Source organism: Mesorhizobium sp. M4A.F.Ca.ET.090.04.2.1 (assembly GCF_003999085.1).
Taxonomy (GTDB): domain Bacteria; phylum Pseudomonadota; class Alphaproteobacteria; order Rhizobiales; family Rhizobiaceae; genus Mesorhizobium.
Genome location: NZ_RZOT01000048.1, coordinates 1 through 17126, shown reverse-complemented (window position 1 = coordinate 17126; position 17126 = coordinate 1). Strand labels below are relative to the sequence as shown.

Annotated in this window: 18 protein-coding genes and 2 tRNA genes; 11 read left to right on the top strand and 9 right to left on the bottom strand. The window is 63.8% G+C overall.

What is annotated here, in order from left to right; genetic code table 11:
• Positions 1–18: 18 nt before the first annotated feature.
• Positions 19–474, top strand: a complete 456-nt coding sequence (locus tag EN781_RS05965; RefSeq protein WP_126054180.1) for a carboxymuconolactone decarboxylase family protein — start codon at positions 19–21, stop codon at positions 472–474.
• Positions 475–480: 6 nt separating this feature from the next.
• On the opposite strand, the gene EN781_RS05960 is transcribed toward EN781_RS05965, so the two are convergent.
• From EN781_RS05960 to EN781_RS05945, 5 genes are all read right to left on the bottom strand, one after another.
• Complete coding sequence (locus EN781_RS05960) at positions 481–909, bottom strand: cupin domain-containing protein (protein ID WP_126054181.1); 429 nt, start codon at positions 907–909, stop codon at positions 481–483.
• A 180-nt stretch (positions 910–1089) separates the two neighbouring features.
• Positions 1090–1269 (bottom strand): hypothetical protein, encoded by a 180-nt coding sequence (locus tag EN781_RS05955; RefSeq protein ID WP_127407656.1) that lies wholly within the window; start codon positions 1267–1269, stop codon positions 1090–1092.
• 151 nt (positions 1270–1420) lie between these two features.
• Positions 1421–1579 carry a hypothetical protein gene (locus EN781_RS34140; protein ID WP_189347342.1) on the bottom strand — a complete coding sequence of 53 codons (159 nt, stop codon included), beginning with the start codon at positions 1577–1579 and terminating at the stop codon, positions 1421–1423.
• Positions 1580–1736: 157 nt separating this feature from the next.
• A complete protein-coding gene (locus tag EN781_RS05950) occupies positions 1737–1913 on the bottom strand; it encodes a hypothetical protein (protein WP_189363264.1) in 177 nt (58 codons plus the stop codon).
• A gap of 488 nt (positions 1914–2401) precedes the next feature.
• A tRNA-Asn gene (locus tag EN781_RS05945) sits at positions 2402–2476 on the bottom strand.
• Positions 2477–2692: 216 nt separating this feature from the next.
• On the opposite strand from EN781_RS05945, the gene EN781_RS05940 reads away from it, so the two are divergent.
• The 9 genes from EN781_RS05940 (at position 2693) to EN781_RS05900 (ending at position 14329) form a co-directional block, all read left to right on the top strand.
• Positions 2693–2950: a hypothetical protein gene (locus tag EN781_RS05940; protein ID WP_126054184.1), complete on the top strand. Its 258-nt coding sequence runs from the start codon at positions 2693–2695 to the stop codon at positions 2948–2950.
• Between the two features lie 154 nt (positions 2951–3104).
• Positions 3105–3178 (top strand) — tRNA-Cys (locus tag EN781_RS05935).
• Between the two features lie 92 nt (positions 3179–3270).
• On the top strand, positions 3271–3945 hold the full coding sequence (locus EN781_RS05930; protein ID WP_127399851.1) for a protein-L-isoaspartate O-methyltransferase: 675 nt from the start codon (positions 3271–3273) through the stop codon (positions 3943–3945).
• 183 nt (positions 3946–4128) lie between these two features.
• A complete protein-coding gene (locus tag EN781_RS05925) occupies positions 4129–5517 on the top strand; it encodes a TolC family outer membrane protein (protein ID WP_126054185.1) in 1389 nt (462 codons plus the stop codon).
• A gap of 266 nt (positions 5518–5783) precedes the next feature.
• On the top strand, positions 5784–6608 hold the full coding sequence (locus tag EN781_RS05920) for a PopZ family protein (RefSeq protein WP_127399850.1): 825 nt from the start codon (positions 5784–5786) through the stop codon (positions 6606–6608).
• 474 nt (positions 6609–7082) lie between these two features.
• Positions 7083–9866, top strand: coding sequence for a valine--tRNA ligase (locus EN781_RS05915; RefSeq protein ID WP_127399849.1), 2784 nt, complete (start codon positions 7083–7085; stop codon positions 9864–9866).
• A gap of 360 nt (positions 9867–10226) precedes the next feature.
• Positions 10227–11492, top strand: a complete 1266-nt coding sequence (locus EN781_RS05910; RefSeq protein ID WP_126054188.1) for an OmpP1/FadL family transporter — start codon at positions 10227–10229, stop codon at positions 11490–11492.
• 301 nt (positions 11493–11793) lie between these two features.
• Positions 11794–13518, top strand: coding sequence for a dihydroxy-acid dehydratase (gene ilvD, locus EN781_RS05905; RefSeq protein ID WP_126054189.1), 1725 nt, complete (start codon positions 11794–11796; stop codon positions 13516–13518).
• Positions 13505–14329 carry a tetratricopeptide repeat protein gene (locus tag EN781_RS05900; protein WP_126054190.1) on the top strand — a complete coding sequence of 275 codons (825 nt, stop codon included), beginning with the start codon at positions 13505–13507 and terminating at the stop codon, positions 14327–14329. Before ilvD ends, EN781_RS05900 begins: the two co-directional genes overlap by 14 nt.
• A 31-nt stretch (positions 14330–14360) precedes the next feature.
• Here EN781_RS05900 and EN781_RS05895 read toward each other — a convergent pair whose 3' ends face one another.
• From EN781_RS05895 to erpA, 4 genes are all read right to left on the bottom strand, one after another.
• The gene (locus tag EN781_RS05895) at positions 14361–14618 is read right to left on the bottom strand and encodes a hypothetical protein (protein WP_245492547.1); all 258 of its coding nucleotides are present in this window, start codon (positions 14616–14618) and stop codon (positions 14361–14363) included.
• A 115-nt stretch (positions 14619–14733) separates the two neighbouring features.
• Positions 14734–15528 (bottom strand): exodeoxyribonuclease III, encoded by a 795-nt coding sequence (gene xth / locus EN781_RS05890; RefSeq protein ID WP_126054192.1) that lies wholly within the window; start codon positions 15526–15528, stop codon positions 14734–14736.
• Positions 15525–15929 carry a VOC family protein gene (locus tag EN781_RS05885; RefSeq protein WP_126054193.1) on the bottom strand — a complete coding sequence of 135 codons (405 nt, stop codon included), beginning with the start codon at positions 15927–15929 and terminating at the stop codon, positions 15525–15527. Before EN781_RS05885 ends, xth begins: the two co-directional genes overlap by 4 nt.
• A gap of 10 nt (positions 15930–15939) precedes the next feature.
• Positions 15940–16287: an iron-sulfur cluster insertion protein ErpA gene (erpA, locus tag EN781_RS05880; RefSeq protein ID WP_126054194.1), complete on the bottom strand. Its 348-nt coding sequence runs from the start codon at positions 16285–16287 to the stop codon at positions 15940–15942.
• A gap of 70 nt (positions 16288–16357) precedes the next feature.
• On the opposite strand from erpA, the gene EN781_RS05875 reads away from it, so the two are divergent.
• Positions 16358–17126, top strand: a 769-nt coding sequence (locus tag EN781_RS05875) for a deoxyguanosinetriphosphate triphosphohydrolase (RefSeq protein ID WP_127399848.1), incomplete at its 3' end; no start/stop codon positions are given.

Genomic DNA, 17126 nt, shown 5'->3' with positions numbered 1-17126 from the left:
CGCCCGAAGGAGACCATTGTGCAAGCACGACTGAAAAACCCCGTAATGCTCATTCCCGGCGCACTGCAGGCATTGCTGGCCCTGGACAAGTCGACCGAGGCGGCCGACGTGCCGTATGTGACGCGCAAGCTCGTCCACCTGCGCGCCAGCCAGATCAATGGCTGCAGCGTCTGCGTCGATATGCACGCGCGTGAGTTGAAGAAGGCCGGCGAGAAGGACGAGCGCATCTTTGCCGTCTCCGCCTGGCGGCGGACGCCTTACTTCAGCGAGCCGGAACGCGCCGCGCTTGCGCTGGCGGAAGCCACGACCCGGCTGAGCGACCGGGCCGACCCGGTGCCGGATCCGATCTGGGACGAAGCTGCCCGGCACTATGATGAAAAGCAACTGGCCGCACTGGTGGTGCAGATCGCCCTGATCAACGCCTTCAACCGCCTCAACGCCGCCACCGAGCAACCTGTCGGCGCGTGGGGGTGAGGGCGATTACTGGCGCAGCACCGTGTTCTTGGCGCCTTGCTCGACCTGGTCGATGACCAGCAGCTTCACCGGACTGTCGCCGATATTGGTGGCCTGGTGCCACTGGCCGATCATCTCGACGATGAAATCGCCGGTCTTGTAGGTGTTGCTGTTGCCGGTCTCGACATTGGTCACCTTGAGCGTCCCGGCCTCGACATAGGCGTAGCGCGGAAACGGATGCTTGTGGACCGGCAAGGTCGCGCCGACGGCGATCTCGAAGGTCGAAACGATGACCTCGACATTCTTCTGCGGCAGCGTGATCGGCTGGCCGGACGCCGTTTCCGTGCGATCGGCGAGCGGGGTCACGACGACAGGGTTTGCGCCGCTGTCCAGAGCGTTGGCGGCGGTTGCGGACAGCGCGACGGTCAGCAGCGCCGATGCCAGGACGTTTCGCATGATTCCTCCTCGGGTCTGGCAGACCATGGCGCGACGTGCGTGCGGGCGCAAGATTCGATGACAGTCCGCGCGCCACATCAGCATGACTGACGGCACGGGCTGTCGTGGCCGCAGCGGTGAGGAGTGCGAAAATGCGAGAATTGCGCGTCAGCCGCCGCTTCGGCTCATTCTGAGAGCCCTTCAACGCTTCATGAGGTCACGGTTGAACCGGATCTCGTGGCCGTACGAGCCGCTCGGCAGGTCAGCGGCCGCCTGCCGGAAGCTGTCTTCTATCCGTGTTGTGTAACGGCCTTCATTCTCCAGCCTGTCCCACAGGACAAAGCAGACTGCCAAGGCGATCACAATGAGCACCGGTCGCATCGGAAAATCTCCCTGAAGAGCTCCCGACAAAGCGCCTTGCATGATGATCCTGGTTTGGTCGAAATACAAGCGATTGCTAATATATAATGCCAACGCCTGCCGCACGCCTCTCAAATGGAGCGGCGGAATTTGTGACGAGCAGGTTACCGCGCTAGCCGGCGATGGCCATGCCAATGGCAATTCCCAGCCCGATGGCGATACCCATCAGGAGCTTGCCGGCGAGGTTGAGCGCGATAGCGCGGCCAACGGCGCGCACGTTGCTGCGGGGCTGTGCCACAGCCCTGGTCAGGTCGTCGAAAGTCGCTTCCACGGTTGCCACCCTGCGATCTTTTGAGGGTAGCCTAAATCATATCTCGGGTTATGTGAATCCCCATTTTGCTCTATGGCGGCGGCAAGCCACCGGCTGGCGCCACGAGGTGCATCTCCGCCCAGGACAGGCCCAGCCGCAACACCCGTTCAGCGCCCGCTCAGCGCCCGCTCAGGCGGCGCGCGGTGGCCGGCCCGGGCCCGCGCATATAGTGGAGTTCCGGCCGGTAGCGTGGCGCGACGAACTCGCGAAAGGCCAATGCCAAGCGGGTGAGGGCCATGCCCAGGGCCGTGACCAGGACCATCGTGGGAAGGCCGAACAGAAGTTTGTGCGACATCATTGTCCCAACCTCATATGCCGGTGTCGATAGGAACAGCGTCTTTGCGCCGGCATGCCTGAAGCTGTGGCAGCAAGAACCGTGCCACGCCTGCCCGGCGCGCGATTTGCCGCCTGAACCGAGGCGCGCAGGCGTCTCATAATGGGTCATTTGCTGCTGGCACCACAATTGCAACGTCAGCAGTGCCGGGTGTTGGGACCGGCACTTGGGGCGCAGGGGTGCCTCGCCGCTCCGCGAATGGAGCGGCGAGGTCGCTGCTTCGTTGTCATCGCTCTCGGTCGTACTCGCTGGTCATCGCCGAGCGGCAATCGGAGTGCTCACCGCTTCTCCCGAGGTCGCCAGCTATCCCGCAGGAAGCACGCCGCACGCGAGCCAACGCCGATCGATTCCGCGTGCAACTCGGCGCCTGGCGAAGTCGAATTGCGCAAATATGCCGTGGATCGGCCGTCTTCGGCCAATCCTGAAAACTCTGCAAATCTTGAAATTGTTGGCTCCCCGGGCCGGATTCGAACCAGCGACCAACCGGTTAACAGCCGGTTGCTCTACCACTGAGCTACCGGGGAACAGAGGCTCTTGTGTAAGTGGCGCTGCCTATAGCAAACCCGTTTCGGCTTTGCAAAGAAGCATTTCACATTTTTTTCCGCCATTTTGTGCATGGCAGTTTCTGGCAATCGCCGGCCGGGCTCCTCATATGAGCAATTCCGCAGGGAACGTGAGCGGGAAAAGGCCGTTCTGGCTATTGCTGGCCGATGACTCTATTCATGGAAACCAGGCACGACATGACTGCAGCAGGCGACAACGCACCGGCGCGGAAAATCACGGTCTTCGGCCGTGAATTCACCATGCCGCGCTCGCGCGGGCTCAGGATCGCCATCGGCGTCGTGCTGATTCTGGGCGGCATTCTCGGCTTCCTGCCCATCCTGGGCTTCTGGATGATCCCGATCGGATTGCTGGTGCTCTCCTATGAATTCGCCATGGTGCGCCGGCACCGGCGCCGCATCGTGGTATGGTGGGAACGCCGGCGTCGTCCGGATTGACTTGTCGGCCGGCGGCCACGGGCGCGCTGATGGAAACCGATCGGAAACGGTGTCCAGTTGTCCAATGAGGGAAAGCGCCGGGATTAACGCGCGGGCGCTTGACGGCATTTCACCGCCAACATATTGAGTTCGCTCGGAACGCCGGGAGCAACGAGGCCTCGTGGCGGAGTGGTTACGCAGAGGACTGCAAATCCTTGCACCCCGGTTCGATTCCGGGCGAGGCCTCCAGTTGCCGGCCCCCAATGGGGCAGGGGTTCCGGTTGGATTGAACCGCGGTCGAGGTGCGGCAAGCGGGATTTGTTGGGCGGACTGGTAGGAAAATGAGCGCTGATTTCTCCGAACGCCGCGTCAAGATGGTCGATGGCCAGGTCCGCACCACCGACGTGACCAGCGCGCCGCTGATCGAGGCCATGCTGTCGGTGCCGCGTGAGGCCTTTGTCGGCGACGGACAGCGCGATCTAGCCTATATCGATGAGGACATCCGCATTTCCAGCGGCGCCAACGGCAGCGGCGCGCGCTATCTGATGGAACCGTCTCCCCTCGCCAAGCTCCTGCAACTGGCTGAGATCGGCGCCGGTGATTCGGTGCTGGATGTCGGTTGCGGCACCGGCTATTCGGCGGCTCTTCTGTCGAGGCTGGCCCGCTCTGTCGTTGCACTGGAAAGCGATTCGGTGCTGGCGGACGGCGCTCGATCGGCGCTCGCGGCGCTGGCCTGCGACAATGTGACAGTGATCACCGGGCCGCTCCCGCAGGGTCATGCCTCCAAGGCGCCCTACGACGTCATCTTCATCGGCGGAAGCGTCGAGGAAGTGCCGGCCGCTTTGCTCGACCAGCTTGCGGAGGAGGGCCGACTCGTTGCCGTGGAAGGTCAGGGCAATTCCGGCGTGGCCCGGCTGTTTTTCAAGGCAGGGGGGGTTGTAACGGGAAGACGGGCATTCAATGCGGCAATAAAGCCACTACCCGGATTTGAACGTACCCACGCATTTGAATTCTGAGCGGTTTTGCCTTGCAGTGAAGGCGCTGTCGTGATCGCTTGTGTTTGAACAATCGTTGCTGATCGCATAAACCGGGCATTTCGGGGCAGTCAGCGGGGGAACGATAGAAGCGCGGCGCCGGCTGTTCAGAGATGAGTGGCTGTCGTGGCGCGGTTCCCATGCAAAACGAATGAGGGATATTACGTGCCGTCCGTAAGCAAGACTGTTCTAGCCGCCTTCCTGGCCTCCGCGACCACCCTTTCGCCGCTGGCCGCCTCCGCGGAAAGCATCACCGGAGCGCTCGCAAAGGCCTACCAGAACAATTCCACACTGAATTCCGCCCGGGCCGGGGTGCGGGTCACCGACGAGGGCGTGGCCATCGCCAAGTCCGGCTGGCGCCCGACCGTCACCGGTTCCGGCAGCATCGACTACTCGAGCAGCCATCTCAACGGCACGAACCAGAGCGTGCGGCTGACCACCGGCAATTTCGGCGTCCAGATCGACCAGACGCTGTTCGACGGCTTTCAGACCAAGAACAATGTCGCGGCCGCGGAAGCCCAGGTGAGGGCCTCGGTCGAAAGTCTGCGCAACACCGAGGAGAACATCCTGTTCAACGCGGCGAGCGCCTATATGGACGTGATTCGCGACCGCCAGGTCGCTGTGCTCACCGAACAGAATCTGCAGTTCCTGACCGAGCAGGCGCGCGCCGCGCGTTCGCGATTCGAGGTCGGCGAGGGCACAAGAACCGACGTCGCCCAGGCTGATGCCTCGCGCTCGACGGCGGTGGCGCAGCTCAGCGCCGCCCGCGCCCAGGCGCTGGCCAGCGCGGCGACCTATCACCAGATCGTTGGCGACGAGCCCGGCAAGCTCAAGGCCGCGGCGCCGCTGGCCAAGCTGTTGCCGTCCAGCCTCGACGGCGCGATCGCGATTGCCGCCACCGAACATCCCGCCATCCTCGCGACGGAGCATCTGGTCGATGCCGCGGCATTCTCGGTCAAATCCCAGGAGGGCGCGCTGCTGCCGCAGCTTTCCGCCAATGCCGGTGTTTCCAGCGCTTACCGCAACACCGTTCCCGGCGTGCTGAGCACGTCCGACGGCACGACGAATTCGGCCAGCATCGGCGCGACGCTGACCATTCCGATCTATTCGGGCGGCCGTACCTCGGCGCTGGTGCGCCAGAGGAAAGAATCGCTGAGCCAGGCCCGGATCGAGGTCGATGTCAGCCGCGACACCGTGCGCCAGGCGGTGACGTCGGCCTGGACGCAATACACCGCCGCGCAGCAAAGCGTCGCCGCCAACAGGCAAGTCATCGCCGCCGCGCAACTGGCGCTCAACGGCGTCATCGAGGAGCGCAATGTCGGCCAGCGCACCACGCTCGACGTGTTGAACGCGCAGAACGCCGTCATCAGCGCCAAGATCAACCTTGCCAGTTCCGAGCGCGACGTGGTGGTGGCGAGCTATGCCATCCTGTCCGCGATCGGTCGCCTTTCGGTCGATCGTCTCGCCCTGAACGTGACGAAGTACAAGCCCGAAGAGCACTACAAGGCCGTCAAGGACAAGTGGTACGGGCTGCGCACGCCGGACGGCCGCTGACCGCTGCGTGTTGCCAGGTTCAAGAGCGCCGCGCGTCCGGGGATGCGCGGCGCTTTTGCTTTAGGCGGCTGTCCCAATGTCGCAGCGACCAGCTCCAGCCGTAGATGCGCTGATCGGCCTGTGTCGCCTAATCTGTTGAAATCCCACATCTCCCCAGATTGGGGATTCTCGGACGACGATCCGTCGGTTACCCTGTCGCCATGATTCGAATCCGGCCTTGCCGGAGCGGAAATCTGGAATGAGTCACAAGGGCGGCGGATGTGACAATGGCGACGGCAAGCAGCGCGCAGCGCGAACCCTCCATGGAAGAGATACTGGCTTCCATCCGGAGGATCATTGAGGACAGCGACACCGGCCGCAAACAGGCGGGGGACGCGAACGAATTGCGCCAGGATCTCCAGCCCGCGCCGACCGCCGCGCCGGCAAATGACGTGGATGCCTTCCGCGCCGAGCTCAATGCGGAGGTCCGCAAGCCCGCCTCCCTGGCCGAGGTTCAGGCACAGCTGGCGGCAGAGCCGACCGCCGCCCGCGTGGAAACGCCATCGCGCACGGATGCGGCCGCGGCCGTTGCGGCCAAGGCGCCGGTGACACTCGCGGAGGTGAGTGCAAGGATCGCCGCCGAACCGGCACTGGCTCAGCCGGCGGGATTTGCGGAAACCAGCGACACGATCGTCGCCGACTGGCAGCGCGAGATCGCCGCTGTCGGTGAAACGGCGAAGGCGGGTGCCGCGAGGCCGGAAAGGGTCGAGCCGAGCGCCCCGGATGTTGTGCCGGACGTTGCGATTGCCGAGGACGAGCTGGCGGATGAGGCCGCCTATGAACCGGCTGTTTCGCGCGTCGCTGCGGCGCCACCGCCCGAGGCGCCGCCCGCCCGCACGGCGATCCTTTCCAACCATGTCGGCCGCCAGGTCGCCGCTGCCTTTGGCGAGCTTTCCGATGCCTTCGCCAGCCGCAGCAAGAAGACCTTCGACGAGATGGCCGAGGACATGCTGCGGCCGATGCTGCAGGATTGGCTGGACAACAACCTGCCGACGCTGGTCGAGCGCCTGGTACGCGAGGAAATCGAGCGCGTGGCGCGCGGCGCGCAATAGTTCCGTCGATAAGGTCAAACAAATGAAAGCGCCGCCTCAGGCGGCGCTTTTTTTGGCCGTGGCTCGGTCGGCTGACCTGGATGGCCAGGATCAGCGGTCAAGGACCGGCCCTTCAAAGCCATATACCGCCGTTATTCTCGGCTGATGCGCCGACGACTGACTTACAGCTATCGACTGCGGGCAACCCGGCCGCCGATCGCTATCGTGACCTGACGGGGGTTACAATTCACCATACTTTCTGGCACTTGCATGTCCGCCGCTCCGACTACGGCCCCGACTGTCAGGCATGTGGAAAGCCGTACCGCACATCAAGGGCAAAGTTCTGCGCCGAATGCGGGCATGGCCTGGCGTTGAAATGACCGGGGCGAAGCCTATTTGCCGCTGAAGGATCAAGGCAGCCCTGCGGTTGACTTGGCCAAAACCTTCCGATTTACACCGGGTCAGCAAACTCCCGACAGCGCGGACCGTTTTCCCATGCTCGAAAAAACCTACGACGCCAAAACCGTCGAGCCGAAGATCGCCAAAATCTGGGAAGTGGCCGATGCCTTCCGCGCCGGTGCCGGCGCGGAGGAGGGGGCGGAGGCCTTCACCATCGTTATCCCGCCGCCGAACGTCACCGGCTCGCTGCATATGGGCCATGCGCTCAACAACACGCTGCAGGACATTTTGGTGCGCTTCGAGCGCATGCGCGGCAAGAACGTGCTGTGGCAGCCTGGCATGGACCATGCCGGCATCGCCACGCAAATGGTGGTCGAGCGCCAGCTGATGGAAAAGCAGATCCATCGCCGCGACCTGGCTCGCGAGGAGTTCATCGAGAAGGTCTGGGAGTGGAAGGCCGAATCCGGCGGTGCGATCTTCAACCAGCTGAAGCGGCTCGGCGCCTCGGCCGATTGGTCGCGCGAACGCTTCACCATGGACGAGGGCCTGTCCAGGGCGGTTCTGGAAGTGTTCGTGACGCTCTACAAGGAAGGGCTGATCTACAAGGACAAGCGCCTTGTGAACTGGGACCCGAAGCTGCTCACCGCGATCTCCGATCTCGAAGTCGAGCAGCATGAGGTCAACGGCAATCTCTGGCATTTCCGCTATCCGGTCGAGGGCGCGGCGTTCGACCCGGAAGACCCCAGGACGTTCATCACGGTCGCGACGACGCGTCCCGAGACGATGCTTGGCGATACGGCGGTGGCGGTGCACCCGGACGACGAGCGCTTCCGGCACCTGGTCGGCAAGAACGTCATCCTGCCGATCGTCGGCCGCAGGATTCCCGTCGTGGCGGACGAATATTCCGATTCGGAAAAGGGCTCGGGCGCGGTCAAGATCACGCCGGCGCACGACTTCAACGACTTCGAGGTGGGCAAGCGCCACAAGCTGCCGGCGATCAACATCCTCACCGTCGAGGCGGCGATCAACCTCAAGGACAATGAGGATTTCCTGGCCGGTCTCGAGGGGACGCCAGAACGCCAGGCCGTATGGGACGAACTCAACGGCCTCGACCGTTTCGTCGCGCGCAAGAAGATCGTCGAGCTGATGGAGGCCGGTGGCTTCCTCGACAAGATCGAGCCGCACCGCCACACCGTGCCGCATGGCGACCGCGGTGGCGTGCCGATCGAGCCGTTCCTGACCGACCAGTGGTATGTCAACGCGGCCGAGCTGGCGAAGCCCGCGATCGCCTCGGTTCGCGAGGGCCGTACCAATTTCGTGCCGAAGAATTGGGAAAAGACCTATTACGACTGGATGGAGAACATCCAGCCCTGGTGCATCTCGCGCCAGCTGTGGTGGGGCCATCAGATCCCGGCCTGGTACGGGCCGGATGGACGCGTCTTTGTCGAGAAGACCGAGGAAGAGGCGCTCGCCGCGGCGATCGAATACTATCTGGCGCTGGAGGGGCCGTGGAAGGCCTGGGTCGAGGACAAGCTCGAGAATTTCAAGCCGGGCGAGATCCTGACCCGCGACGAGGACGTGCTGGACACCTGGTTCTCTTCCGCGCTTTGGCCGTTCTCGACGCTGGGCTGGCCGGACCAGACGCCGGAGCTCAAGACCTACTATCAGACCGACGTTCTGGTCACCGGCTTCGACATCATCTTCTTCTGGGTCGCCCGCATGATGATGATGGGCCTGCATTTCATGGACGAGGAGCCGTTCCACACGGTCTATGTCCATGCGCTGGTGCGCGACAAGAACGGGCAGAAGATGTCGAAGTCGAAAGGCAACGTCATCGATCCGCTCGAGCTCATCGACGAATACGGCGCCGACGCGCTGCGCTTCACGCTTGCGGTGATGGCCGCGCAGGGGCGCGATGTGAAGCTCGATCCGGCGCGCATCGCCGGCTACCGCAATTTCGGCACCAAGCTCTGGAACGCGACACGCTTCGCCGAGATGAACGAGGTGGCGCGCAACGACGATTTCCGGCTGAACGACGCCAAGCTCGCGGTCAACCGCTGGATCCTCACCGAGCTGACGCGGGCGGCGCGTGAAATCACCGACGGCATTTCCTCATACCGCTTCAACGACGCGGCGGGTGCCGCCTACCGGTTCGTCTGGAATCTGTTCTGCGACTGGTACCTGGAACTCCTGAAGCCTGTATTCATGGGCACGGACGAGGCGGCCAAGGCTGAGAGCCGAGCTTGCGTCGCCTTCGTGCTCGACGAGATCTACAAGCTGTTGCATCCGATGATGCCGTTCATGACCGAGGAGTTGTGGGCGCAGACCGCCGGCGAGGGCCAGGAGCGCGCTTCGCTGCTTTGCCACGCCGCCTGGCCGTCGCCGGACTTCGAGGACGCGGACGCGGCCGCCGACATCAACTGGCTGGTCGATCTCGTCTCCGGCATCCGCTCGGTGCGCTCGGAAATGAACGTGCCGCCGGCGGCGATCGCGCCGCTGATGGTGATCGGCGCCAACACGCTGACGCAAGAGCGGCTGGAGCGCCACGCCCAGGCCATCAAGCGGCTGGCGCGCGTCGGCGACATCGCGCTGGTCGACGCGCCGCCGAAGGGCTCGGCGCAGATGGTGCTCAACGAGGCGACGGTGTGCCTGCCGCTCGGCAGCCTGATCGACCTCGCGGCGGAAGCGGCGCGGCTGCAGAAGGAACTGGCCAAGGTGACCGAGGAGATCGCCCGCCTGCACAAGAAGCTGTCGAACGAGAAATTCGTCGCCAACGCGCCGGAAGAAGTGGTCGAGGCCGAGCGTGAAAAACTCGACGAATACCGCGAGGCGCAAGAGAAGCTTTCGGTGGCGTTGACCCGGGTGCGCGACGCCGGCTGAAGTCAAGATTCGCCTCTACTAGCAGGCAGGTTTCCGGTAGGTTAATTGCCTCGAAAACGGCCATGCCGTTGCGTTAATTTTGACGTAAACGGAAAGTTTTAGCCCCATTGTTGCCATAATGTAACAATGGGGCCAAATAGCCCCGAAAGGCCTTGTTTTTGAGCTTTTTGTGACAGGTTTCACAGATTTTTTCCGCCGAGTTGCCCCGGCAAAGCCATTTTTCGGCTAGGCGGCGGCATAGGCCGATAGGCCCGAAAGGAAGCCGGCCAAGGTGTACATGTACGCCTCCTGAATTCATTGTTGCGCCGTTAACCCGAATTGGTTCTAGCTTGATCCACTAGTATTTCGGGGAGGATATCCATGAACAATTTGCGTTTGAAAGCACTGCTGGGGGCGGGGTGCTTTTCGCTGGCCGCGATCGGTTCCGCGCATGCCGGCGGCCTGGAACGCGGCGGTTACGACATCGACCTGCTGTTCGATCCAGCGCAGGTCACCGGCGAGGCTTCCGCCACCTATGTGATGCCGCAACGAGACCTGAAGAACGTGGTGGACATCGACCCGACAAATGGGCCGCTTAATTTGTTGGGCGCATCCAACTCCGCCCGCGATACCGAAAGCTACTGGGTGCCAAGTGCCGGCATCAAGATCGGCATGGGCCCTGTCGATTGCCTCGGCGACTACGGCCAACCGATCGGAGCGTTCAGCAATCCCGGCGCCAATTGGGCCGGTGCGAACGGCAATATCATAACCAAGGTAAAGAGCGAAGCGCTGGGCGCAACCTGCTCGTACAAGATGGACCTTGGCAAAGGTCAGTTTCGGGTTCTTGGCGGCGTATTTCACGAGGATGTTTCGGGCTTCAAGGAGCAGTTGGTTGCTCCTCTCCCGGCATTCTTGGGCACGGGCGTAGGACGCCTCGATCTCGAGGGAGATGGCTGGGGATGGCGTGCCGGTGTCGCCTATGAGATTCCGGAAATCGCTCTGCGCGCCAGCCTGGTCTACAATTCGGCGGTGAAGCTCGACAACCTCGCCGGAACGCTCGACCTGACCCAGGTTTCCAGCATCATCGATCCGACAAATCCGCTGCTAGGTACCGTAACCAATGTCTATGGCTCCTCTGAAGTGCCGGACTCGGTGGAACTGAAGCTGCAGTCTGGTATCGCGCCAGGATGGCTGGCCTTCGGCTCCATCAAGTGGATGAACTGGAGCCAATTGCAGAGCATTCCGTTCTGCCCGACTGCGACGAAGGGCGTGTTTGCCTGCACCACCACCAGCGTGGTTCGCGCGACGTCATTGGATCTGCTCTACAGGGACGGATGGACTGTCTCCGGCGGCATCGGCCACAAGTTCAACGATCAGTGGAGCGGTGCGGCAGTTCTTACCTGGGATCGTGGTACCACCACCGGCCTCAGCGCCCAGACCGACACCTGGACCATCAGCGGCGGCGTGGCGTACACGCCGACCCAGAACATCGAGCTCCGTTTCGGTGGCGCGCTGGGCGTGCTCACCAGCGGGTCGATACATCCTGTCGTCGGCAGCGACGGCGTCACCTACGGCACCGACTATACCGCCGACTTCGGCAACGACCTTGTTTCCGCCGTCTCCACCTCGTTTAAGGTGAAGTGGTAAGCCCTTCAAACTGAACACAAAAGGCCGGGCATTGCCCGGCCTTTTTCGTTGGTGCCGTCAGGCGTGCGGGCGTCGCCGTAGCCGCACCAATCTCGCCGCGGTGCAGATTCGCCGCACATCCCGCGCCCCTCACAATTGTGACGTTTTAGCAACACTTTATGAACAACCCCAGCGCTACAGTTCCGGCCAGGGGGATTGCCCATTTCCCGCCATAAACCCGGCGCACCTCGAAATGGTCTCGGGACACGCGCCAAAAGGCTCGGCGATGGGGCAGGCCGCACCGCCCGCGGCAAGGACGAGTATGGACGCCAGAGTTATCTCCAAGGCCAAGCTGCCCAGCCGCTACGTGACCGTGGGTCCGGCGCGCGCGCCGCATCGCTCGTACCTCTACGCCATGGGATTGTCGGCGGCCGAGATCGCGCAGCCGCTGGTCGGCGTCGCCAGCTGCTGGAACGAGGCGGCACCCTGCAACATCTCGCTGATGCGTCAGGCGCAGGTGGTCAAGAAAGGCGTCGCCGCCGCCAACGGCACACCGCGCGAGTTCTGCACCATCACCGTCACCGACGGCATCGCCATGGGCCACCAGGGCATGAAATCGTCGCTTGTGTCGCGCGAGGTGATCGCCGATTCCGTCGAGCTGACCATGCGCGGCCATTGCTACGACGCGCTGGTCGGTCTTGCCGGTTGCGACAAGTCGCTGCCCGGCATGATGATGGCCATGGTGCGCCTCAACGTGCCATCGATCTTCATCTATGGCGGCTCGATCCTTCCCGGCAGCTATCGCGGCCGGCAGATCACCGTGCAAGACGTGTTCGAGGCGGTCGGCCAGCATTCGGTCGGCACGATCAGCGACGCCGAACTGCTCGAGATCGAACAGGCAGCCTGTCCGTCGGCCGGCTCGTGCGGCGCCCAGTTCACCGCCAACACGATGGCCACCGTCGCCGAGGCGATCGGCCTGGCGCTGCCCTATTCCTGCGGCGCGCCGGCACCCTACGAGATGCGCGACCGCTTCAACTACGCCTCCGGCGAAAAGGTTATGGAGCTGATCGCGAAGAACATCCGGCCACGCGACATCATCACGCTGAAGTCGCTGGAGAACGCCGCGACCGTCGTGTCCGCCACCGGCGGCTCGACCAATGCCGCGCTGCACCTGCCGGCGATCGCGCATGAGGCCGGGATCAAGTTCGACCTCTTCGACGTCGCCGCGATCTTCGAGAAGACACCTTACATCGCCGATCTCAAGCCCGGCGGCAAATATGTCGCCAAGGACATGTTCGAGGCCGGCGGCATTCCGCTGTTGATGAAGACACTGCTCGACCATGGTTACCTGCATGGCGATTGCATGACCGTGACCGGCCGTACTTTGGCCGAAAACATGCAGCATGTTGCCTGGAATGACAGCCAGGATGTGGTCCGTCCCGCCAACCGGCCAATCACCAAGACAGGCGGTGTCGTGGGCCTGAAGGGCAACCTTGCCCCCGAAGGCGCGATCGTGAAGGTCGCGGGCATGTCGGAACTGAAATTCTCGGGTCCGGCGCGTTGCTTCGATTCGGAAGAGGAGTGCTTCGAAGCGGTCACGCAGCGCAACTACAAGGAAGGCGAGGTTCTCGTCATCCGCTACGAGGGTCCGCGCGGCGGTCCGGGCATGCGGGAAATGCTGTCGACGACGGCGGCTCTCTACGGTCAGGGCATGGGCGGCAAGGTGGCGCTGATCACCGACGGACGGTTCTCGGGCGCGACGCGCGGCTTCTGCATCGGCCATGTCGGGCCGGAGGCGGCTATCGGCGGTCCGATCGGGCTCATCAGGGACGGTGACGTGATCTCGATCGATGCGGTCAACGGCACGATCGAGGTGGCGCTGTCCGACGCCGAGCTGGCGGCGAGGAAGAAGACGTGGAAGGCGCGCAAGACCGACTATCAGTCGGGCGCGATCTGGAAATATGCGCAGACGGTCGGATCGGCCCGCGACGGCGCGGTGACCCACCCGGGCGGTGCGAAAGAAACACATTGCTATGCGGATATCTGAGGTGTTGAGGTCGTCTGTCTTTTCGGCACTGGTCGCTGTGGCGACCTTGGGCGCCGTGGGCCAAGCCATGGCCTTCGACGACAAGGTATTCGACGACAAGACCGGCGTGAAGCCGCAGTCCAGCCCGTGGGCGGTGTTCCAGTTCGGCTTTTCCGCCTACAAGAACGGCCACAAGGACCAGGCGGTCGAGGCTTATAAATACGCCGCCGAGAACGGCCAGATTGGCGCCACCTGGAAGCTTGCGCGCATGTATGCCGAAGGCGACGGCGTGGCACGCGACGACTATGCGGCCTTCAAGTTCTTCTCGGAGATCGTCGACCAGGATGTCGAGCCGGGTTCGCCGGAGGAGAGCTATGTCTCCGACGCGCTGGTGGCGCTCGGCGACTATCTGCGCAAGGGCATACCCGGCAGCCCCGTCACGGAGAACGAGGTCGCGGCGCAGGAATACTACATGCGCGCGGCCGCCAACTACCGCAATCCGAACGCCCAATTCGAGATCGGGCAGATGTTCCTGAAGGGCGAGGGCGGCGTCAAGGCAAGCGTCAAGCAGGCCGGGCGCTGGCTCCAACTGGCGGCCGAGAAGGGCCATGCCGGCGCGCAGGCGACGCTCGGCAACCTCCTGTTCCAGAGCGGCAAGGTGGTGCGCGGCCTGGCGATGATGACGGCCGCACTCGAGCGTGCCGCACCGGCCGACCAGCCGTGGATCCGCAGCATGCAGGAAGAGGCCTTCGCCGCCGCCGGCGAAGCCGACCGCCGCACGGCCATCTCCCTGGCCGACGACATCCTGACGAAGGGCGGCGGCGACCAGTAAGCCGCGCCGCTGCCAAGTCACCCCAGGTAAATCAGTTCTCGGTCGGTTCCGTCGGCACCATGCTTGGCGCAGGCGTCGAGATCGGCGTGGTCATGACCGGCGGGGTCGTGCCCCGGCAGTCGTCATGGATCTTGGTCCACGAGGTGTTGTTGAGAACCATGTCGCAGCGGGCGAGGTGGCTTTCGCCGGCAATCGTCAGGCAGGCGGTCTCACCAATCTTGAACGATTTGCCGTTGGCAAGGCATGCCTGGGCGGCAAGCACCGGTGCCGGCGCGATCAACGCCAACACAAGACCAGCCGAGCAAAGAACAAACCGGATCGCCATCGAACCCCCGCAGCAAGTCGCATCAAACGCGCAATTTGTGGCGATATCAGGGTTTTGCGGAGATTTGCGTGAGTAGCCGTCAGGCGGGCTGCAGCGCCAGTTCGATCGCCACCGGCACGTGGTCGGATGGCTTCTCCCAGGCGCGGACATGCTTTTCGACCGAGGCCGAGGAAAAACGGTTGGCGGCTTCGGGCGACAAAAGCAGGTGGTCGATGCGGATGCCGTTGTTCTTCTGCCAGGCGCCGGCCTGATAGTCCCAGAACGTGTAGACATCGGACGAATCGGTGACGGCGCGCACTGCTTCGGTGAAGCCGAGGTTCTTCAGCCGACGGAAGGCCTGCCGCGTCTGCGGCTGGAACAGCGCGTCGCCCAGCCAGTTGTCCGGGAACCGGGCGTCGGCGGCTTCGGGGATGACATTGTAGTCGCCGGCCAGCACCAGCGCCTCCTCGAGCCGCAGCCGCTCCTGCGCCCACCTCTCCAGCCGCGCCATCCAGGACAGCTTGTAGGAGAACTTCTTCTCGTCGTCGATCGGATTGCCGTTCGGCAGATAGAGCGAGGCGACACGCAGCGCGCCCCTGTCGGTCGAGAACACGCCCTCGATGAAGCGCGCCTGCTCGTCCTCGTCATCGCCGGGCAGGCCCTTGATAACTTCGTCGAAGCGCAGCTTCGACAGGAGGGCGACGCCGTTGAAGCCCTTCTGGCCATGGGTCTCGACATTGTAGCCGAGCGCCTCGACCTCGGCGCGCGGGAACTGTTCGTCGACCGATTTGATCTCCTGCAGGCAGACGATGTCGGGCGCGCTTTCGGTCAGCCAGTGGGTGAGGTTGCCGATGCGGGCGCGCACGCCGTTGATGTTCCAGGTGACGATTTTCATGGATTGCCCTTGGGATCTTCGGACGGGAGGCGTTCGACGAGGCCGATCGTATTGCCTGCCGGGTCCTTTAGGAAGGCCATCCACTCGCTTTCCCCCGCCGGACCGAACTGGCCCTCGGTGTCGCGATGGACGAGTGCCGGCGGCGCGGTGAAGGGAATGCCCGCGGCCTTCGCCTGCGCATGGAAGGCTTCGAGGCCGGTAATGTCGAGATAGACGATGCCCGCCGGCACGCCATCGGTGAAGAACAGGCGCACGTCGCCGGCCATGATGAAGGCGATGCCCGGCGGATCGTAGCGCGCATGCACGCCCATGCCGAGCACGTCACGCCAGAAGGCGAGCGTGATGTCGAGATCGCGGCCGGCCGAGAGCGCGACCTGACGGACCGCGCCGATCGCAGGCATCCGATTTCTGCTAAACAGAGAAACTGGTGCCGCAGCCGCAGGAGGCGACGGCATTGGGGTTCCTGATCTGGAACGACTGGCCCATCAGGTCGTCGACGAAGTCGATCACCGAGCCGCCCATATAGACCAGCGACAGGTCGTCGATCAGCACGGTGGCGCCGTCCTTCTCGATGGCGACGTCGTCGTCGTTGCGCGTGTCGACGAGGTCGAACTTGTAGGAAAAGCCGGAGCAGCCGCCGCCTTCGACCGAGACGCGCAGCGCCGTCTTGCCCGGCTCGCCGGAAACGATCCTGGCGATCCGCTTGGCGGCGGCGTCGGTCATCTCGACCTTCATGGCAGTCTTGGCATCCGCGCCCATCGGCGTCACCTTGCTTTCGGTTTCATATGATAGGTATGAAGCGGGCGGGGCCAAGTCAACTGGTGGGTGAATGGACGTGCGGCAGGGCAAGGATGCTCTCGGCGACATAGGGTTCGGCTACCGGCCGCGCGCCGCCTATGCCAGCGATCCCGCGCGCTCGCGCGGCCGCCTGTTCGAGGAGGCCGAAAGCCCGACCCGCACGCCGTTCCAGCGCGATCGCGACCGCATCATCCATTCGACCGCCTTCCGCCGCCTGAAGCACAAGACGCAGGTGTTCGTCGCGCATGAGGGCGACCACTACCGCACGAGGCTGACGCATTCGATCGAAGTGGCGCAGATCGCACGCGCGCTGGCGCGGGCGCTGCGCGGCGACGAGGATCTGGCGGAGGCGGTGGCGCTGGTGCATGATTTTGGCCATACGCCGTTCGGCCATACCGGCGAGGAGGCGTTGAACGAGAAGATGGCCGCCTGGGGCGGCTTCGACCACAATGCGCAGTCGCTGCGCGTGGTGACGCGGCTGGAGCGGCGCTATGCCGAGTTCGACGGTCTGAACCTCACCTGGGAGACGCTGGAGGGGCTGGTCAAGCACAACGGGCCATTGACGAATGCCAAAGGGCAGGGGCTGAAGGGCCCGGTGCCGCAGGCGATCCGTGACTATTCGCAATTGCACGATCTCGAGCTCGACCGGTTCGCCGGCATCGAGGCGCAATGCGCGGCGATCGCCGACGACATCGCCTACAACACCCATGACATCGACGACGGTCTGCGGTCGGGCTTCCTGACGCTCGACATGCTGGAGGACGTCACCTTGCCGGGCTCGATCCTGGCGAGCGTACGAG

What these genes read in the sequence shown, in the direction of transcription:
- EN781_RS05960 (WP_126054181.1), bottom strand. Translation starts at nt 909, where the DNA reads ATGCGAAACGTCCTGGCATCGGCGCTGCTGACCGTCGCGCTGTCCGCA.
- EN781_RS05955 (WP_127407656.1), bottom strand. Translation starts at nt 1,269, where the DNA reads ATGCGACCGGTGCTCATTGTGATCGCCTTGGCAGTCTGCTTTGTCCTG.
- EN781_RS05950 (WP_189363264.1), bottom strand. Translation starts at nt 1,913, where the DNA reads ATGTCGCACAAACTTCTGTTCGGCCTTCCCACGATGGTCCTGGTCACG.
- EN781_RS05940 (WP_126054184.1), top strand. Translation starts at nt 2,693, where the DNA reads ATGACTGCAGCAGGCGACAACGCACCGGCGCGGAAAATCACGGTCTTC.
- EN781_RS05930 (WP_127399851.1), top strand. Translation starts at nt 3,271, where the DNA reads ATGAGCGCTGATTTCTCCGAACGCCGCGTCAAGATGGTCGATGGCCAG.
- EN781_RS05920 (WP_127399850.1), top strand. Translation starts at nt 5,784, where the DNA reads ATGGCGACGGCAAGCAGCGCGCAGCGCGAACCCTCCATGGAAGAGATA.
- EN781_RS05915 (WP_127399849.1), top strand. Translation starts at nt 7,083, where the DNA reads ATGCTCGAAAAAACCTACGACGCCAAAACCGTCGAGCCGAAGATCGCC.
- EN781_RS05910 (WP_126054188.1), top strand. Translation starts at nt 10,227, where the DNA reads ATGAACAATTTGCGTTTGAAAGCACTGCTGGGGGCGGGGTGCTTTTCG.
- ilvD (WP_126054189.1), top strand. Translation starts at nt 11,794, where the DNA reads ATGGACGCCAGAGTTATCTCCAAGGCCAAGCTGCCCAGCCGCTACGTG.
- EN781_RS05900 (WP_126054190.1), top strand. Translation starts at nt 13,505, where the DNA reads ATGCGGATATCTGAGGTGTTGAGGTCGTCTGTCTTTTCGGCACTGGTC.
- xth (WP_126054192.1), bottom strand. Translation starts at nt 15,528, where the DNA reads ATGAAAATCGTCACCTGGAACATCAACGGCGTGCGCGCCCGCATCGGC.
- EN781_RS05885 (WP_126054193.1), bottom strand. Translation starts at nt 15,929, where the DNA reads ATGCCTGCGATCGGCGCGGTCCGTCAGGTCGCGCTCTCGGCCGGCCGC.
- erpA (WP_126054194.1), bottom strand. Translation starts at nt 16,287, where the DNA reads ATGGGCGCGGATGCCAAGACTGCCATGAAGGTCGAGATGACCGACGCC.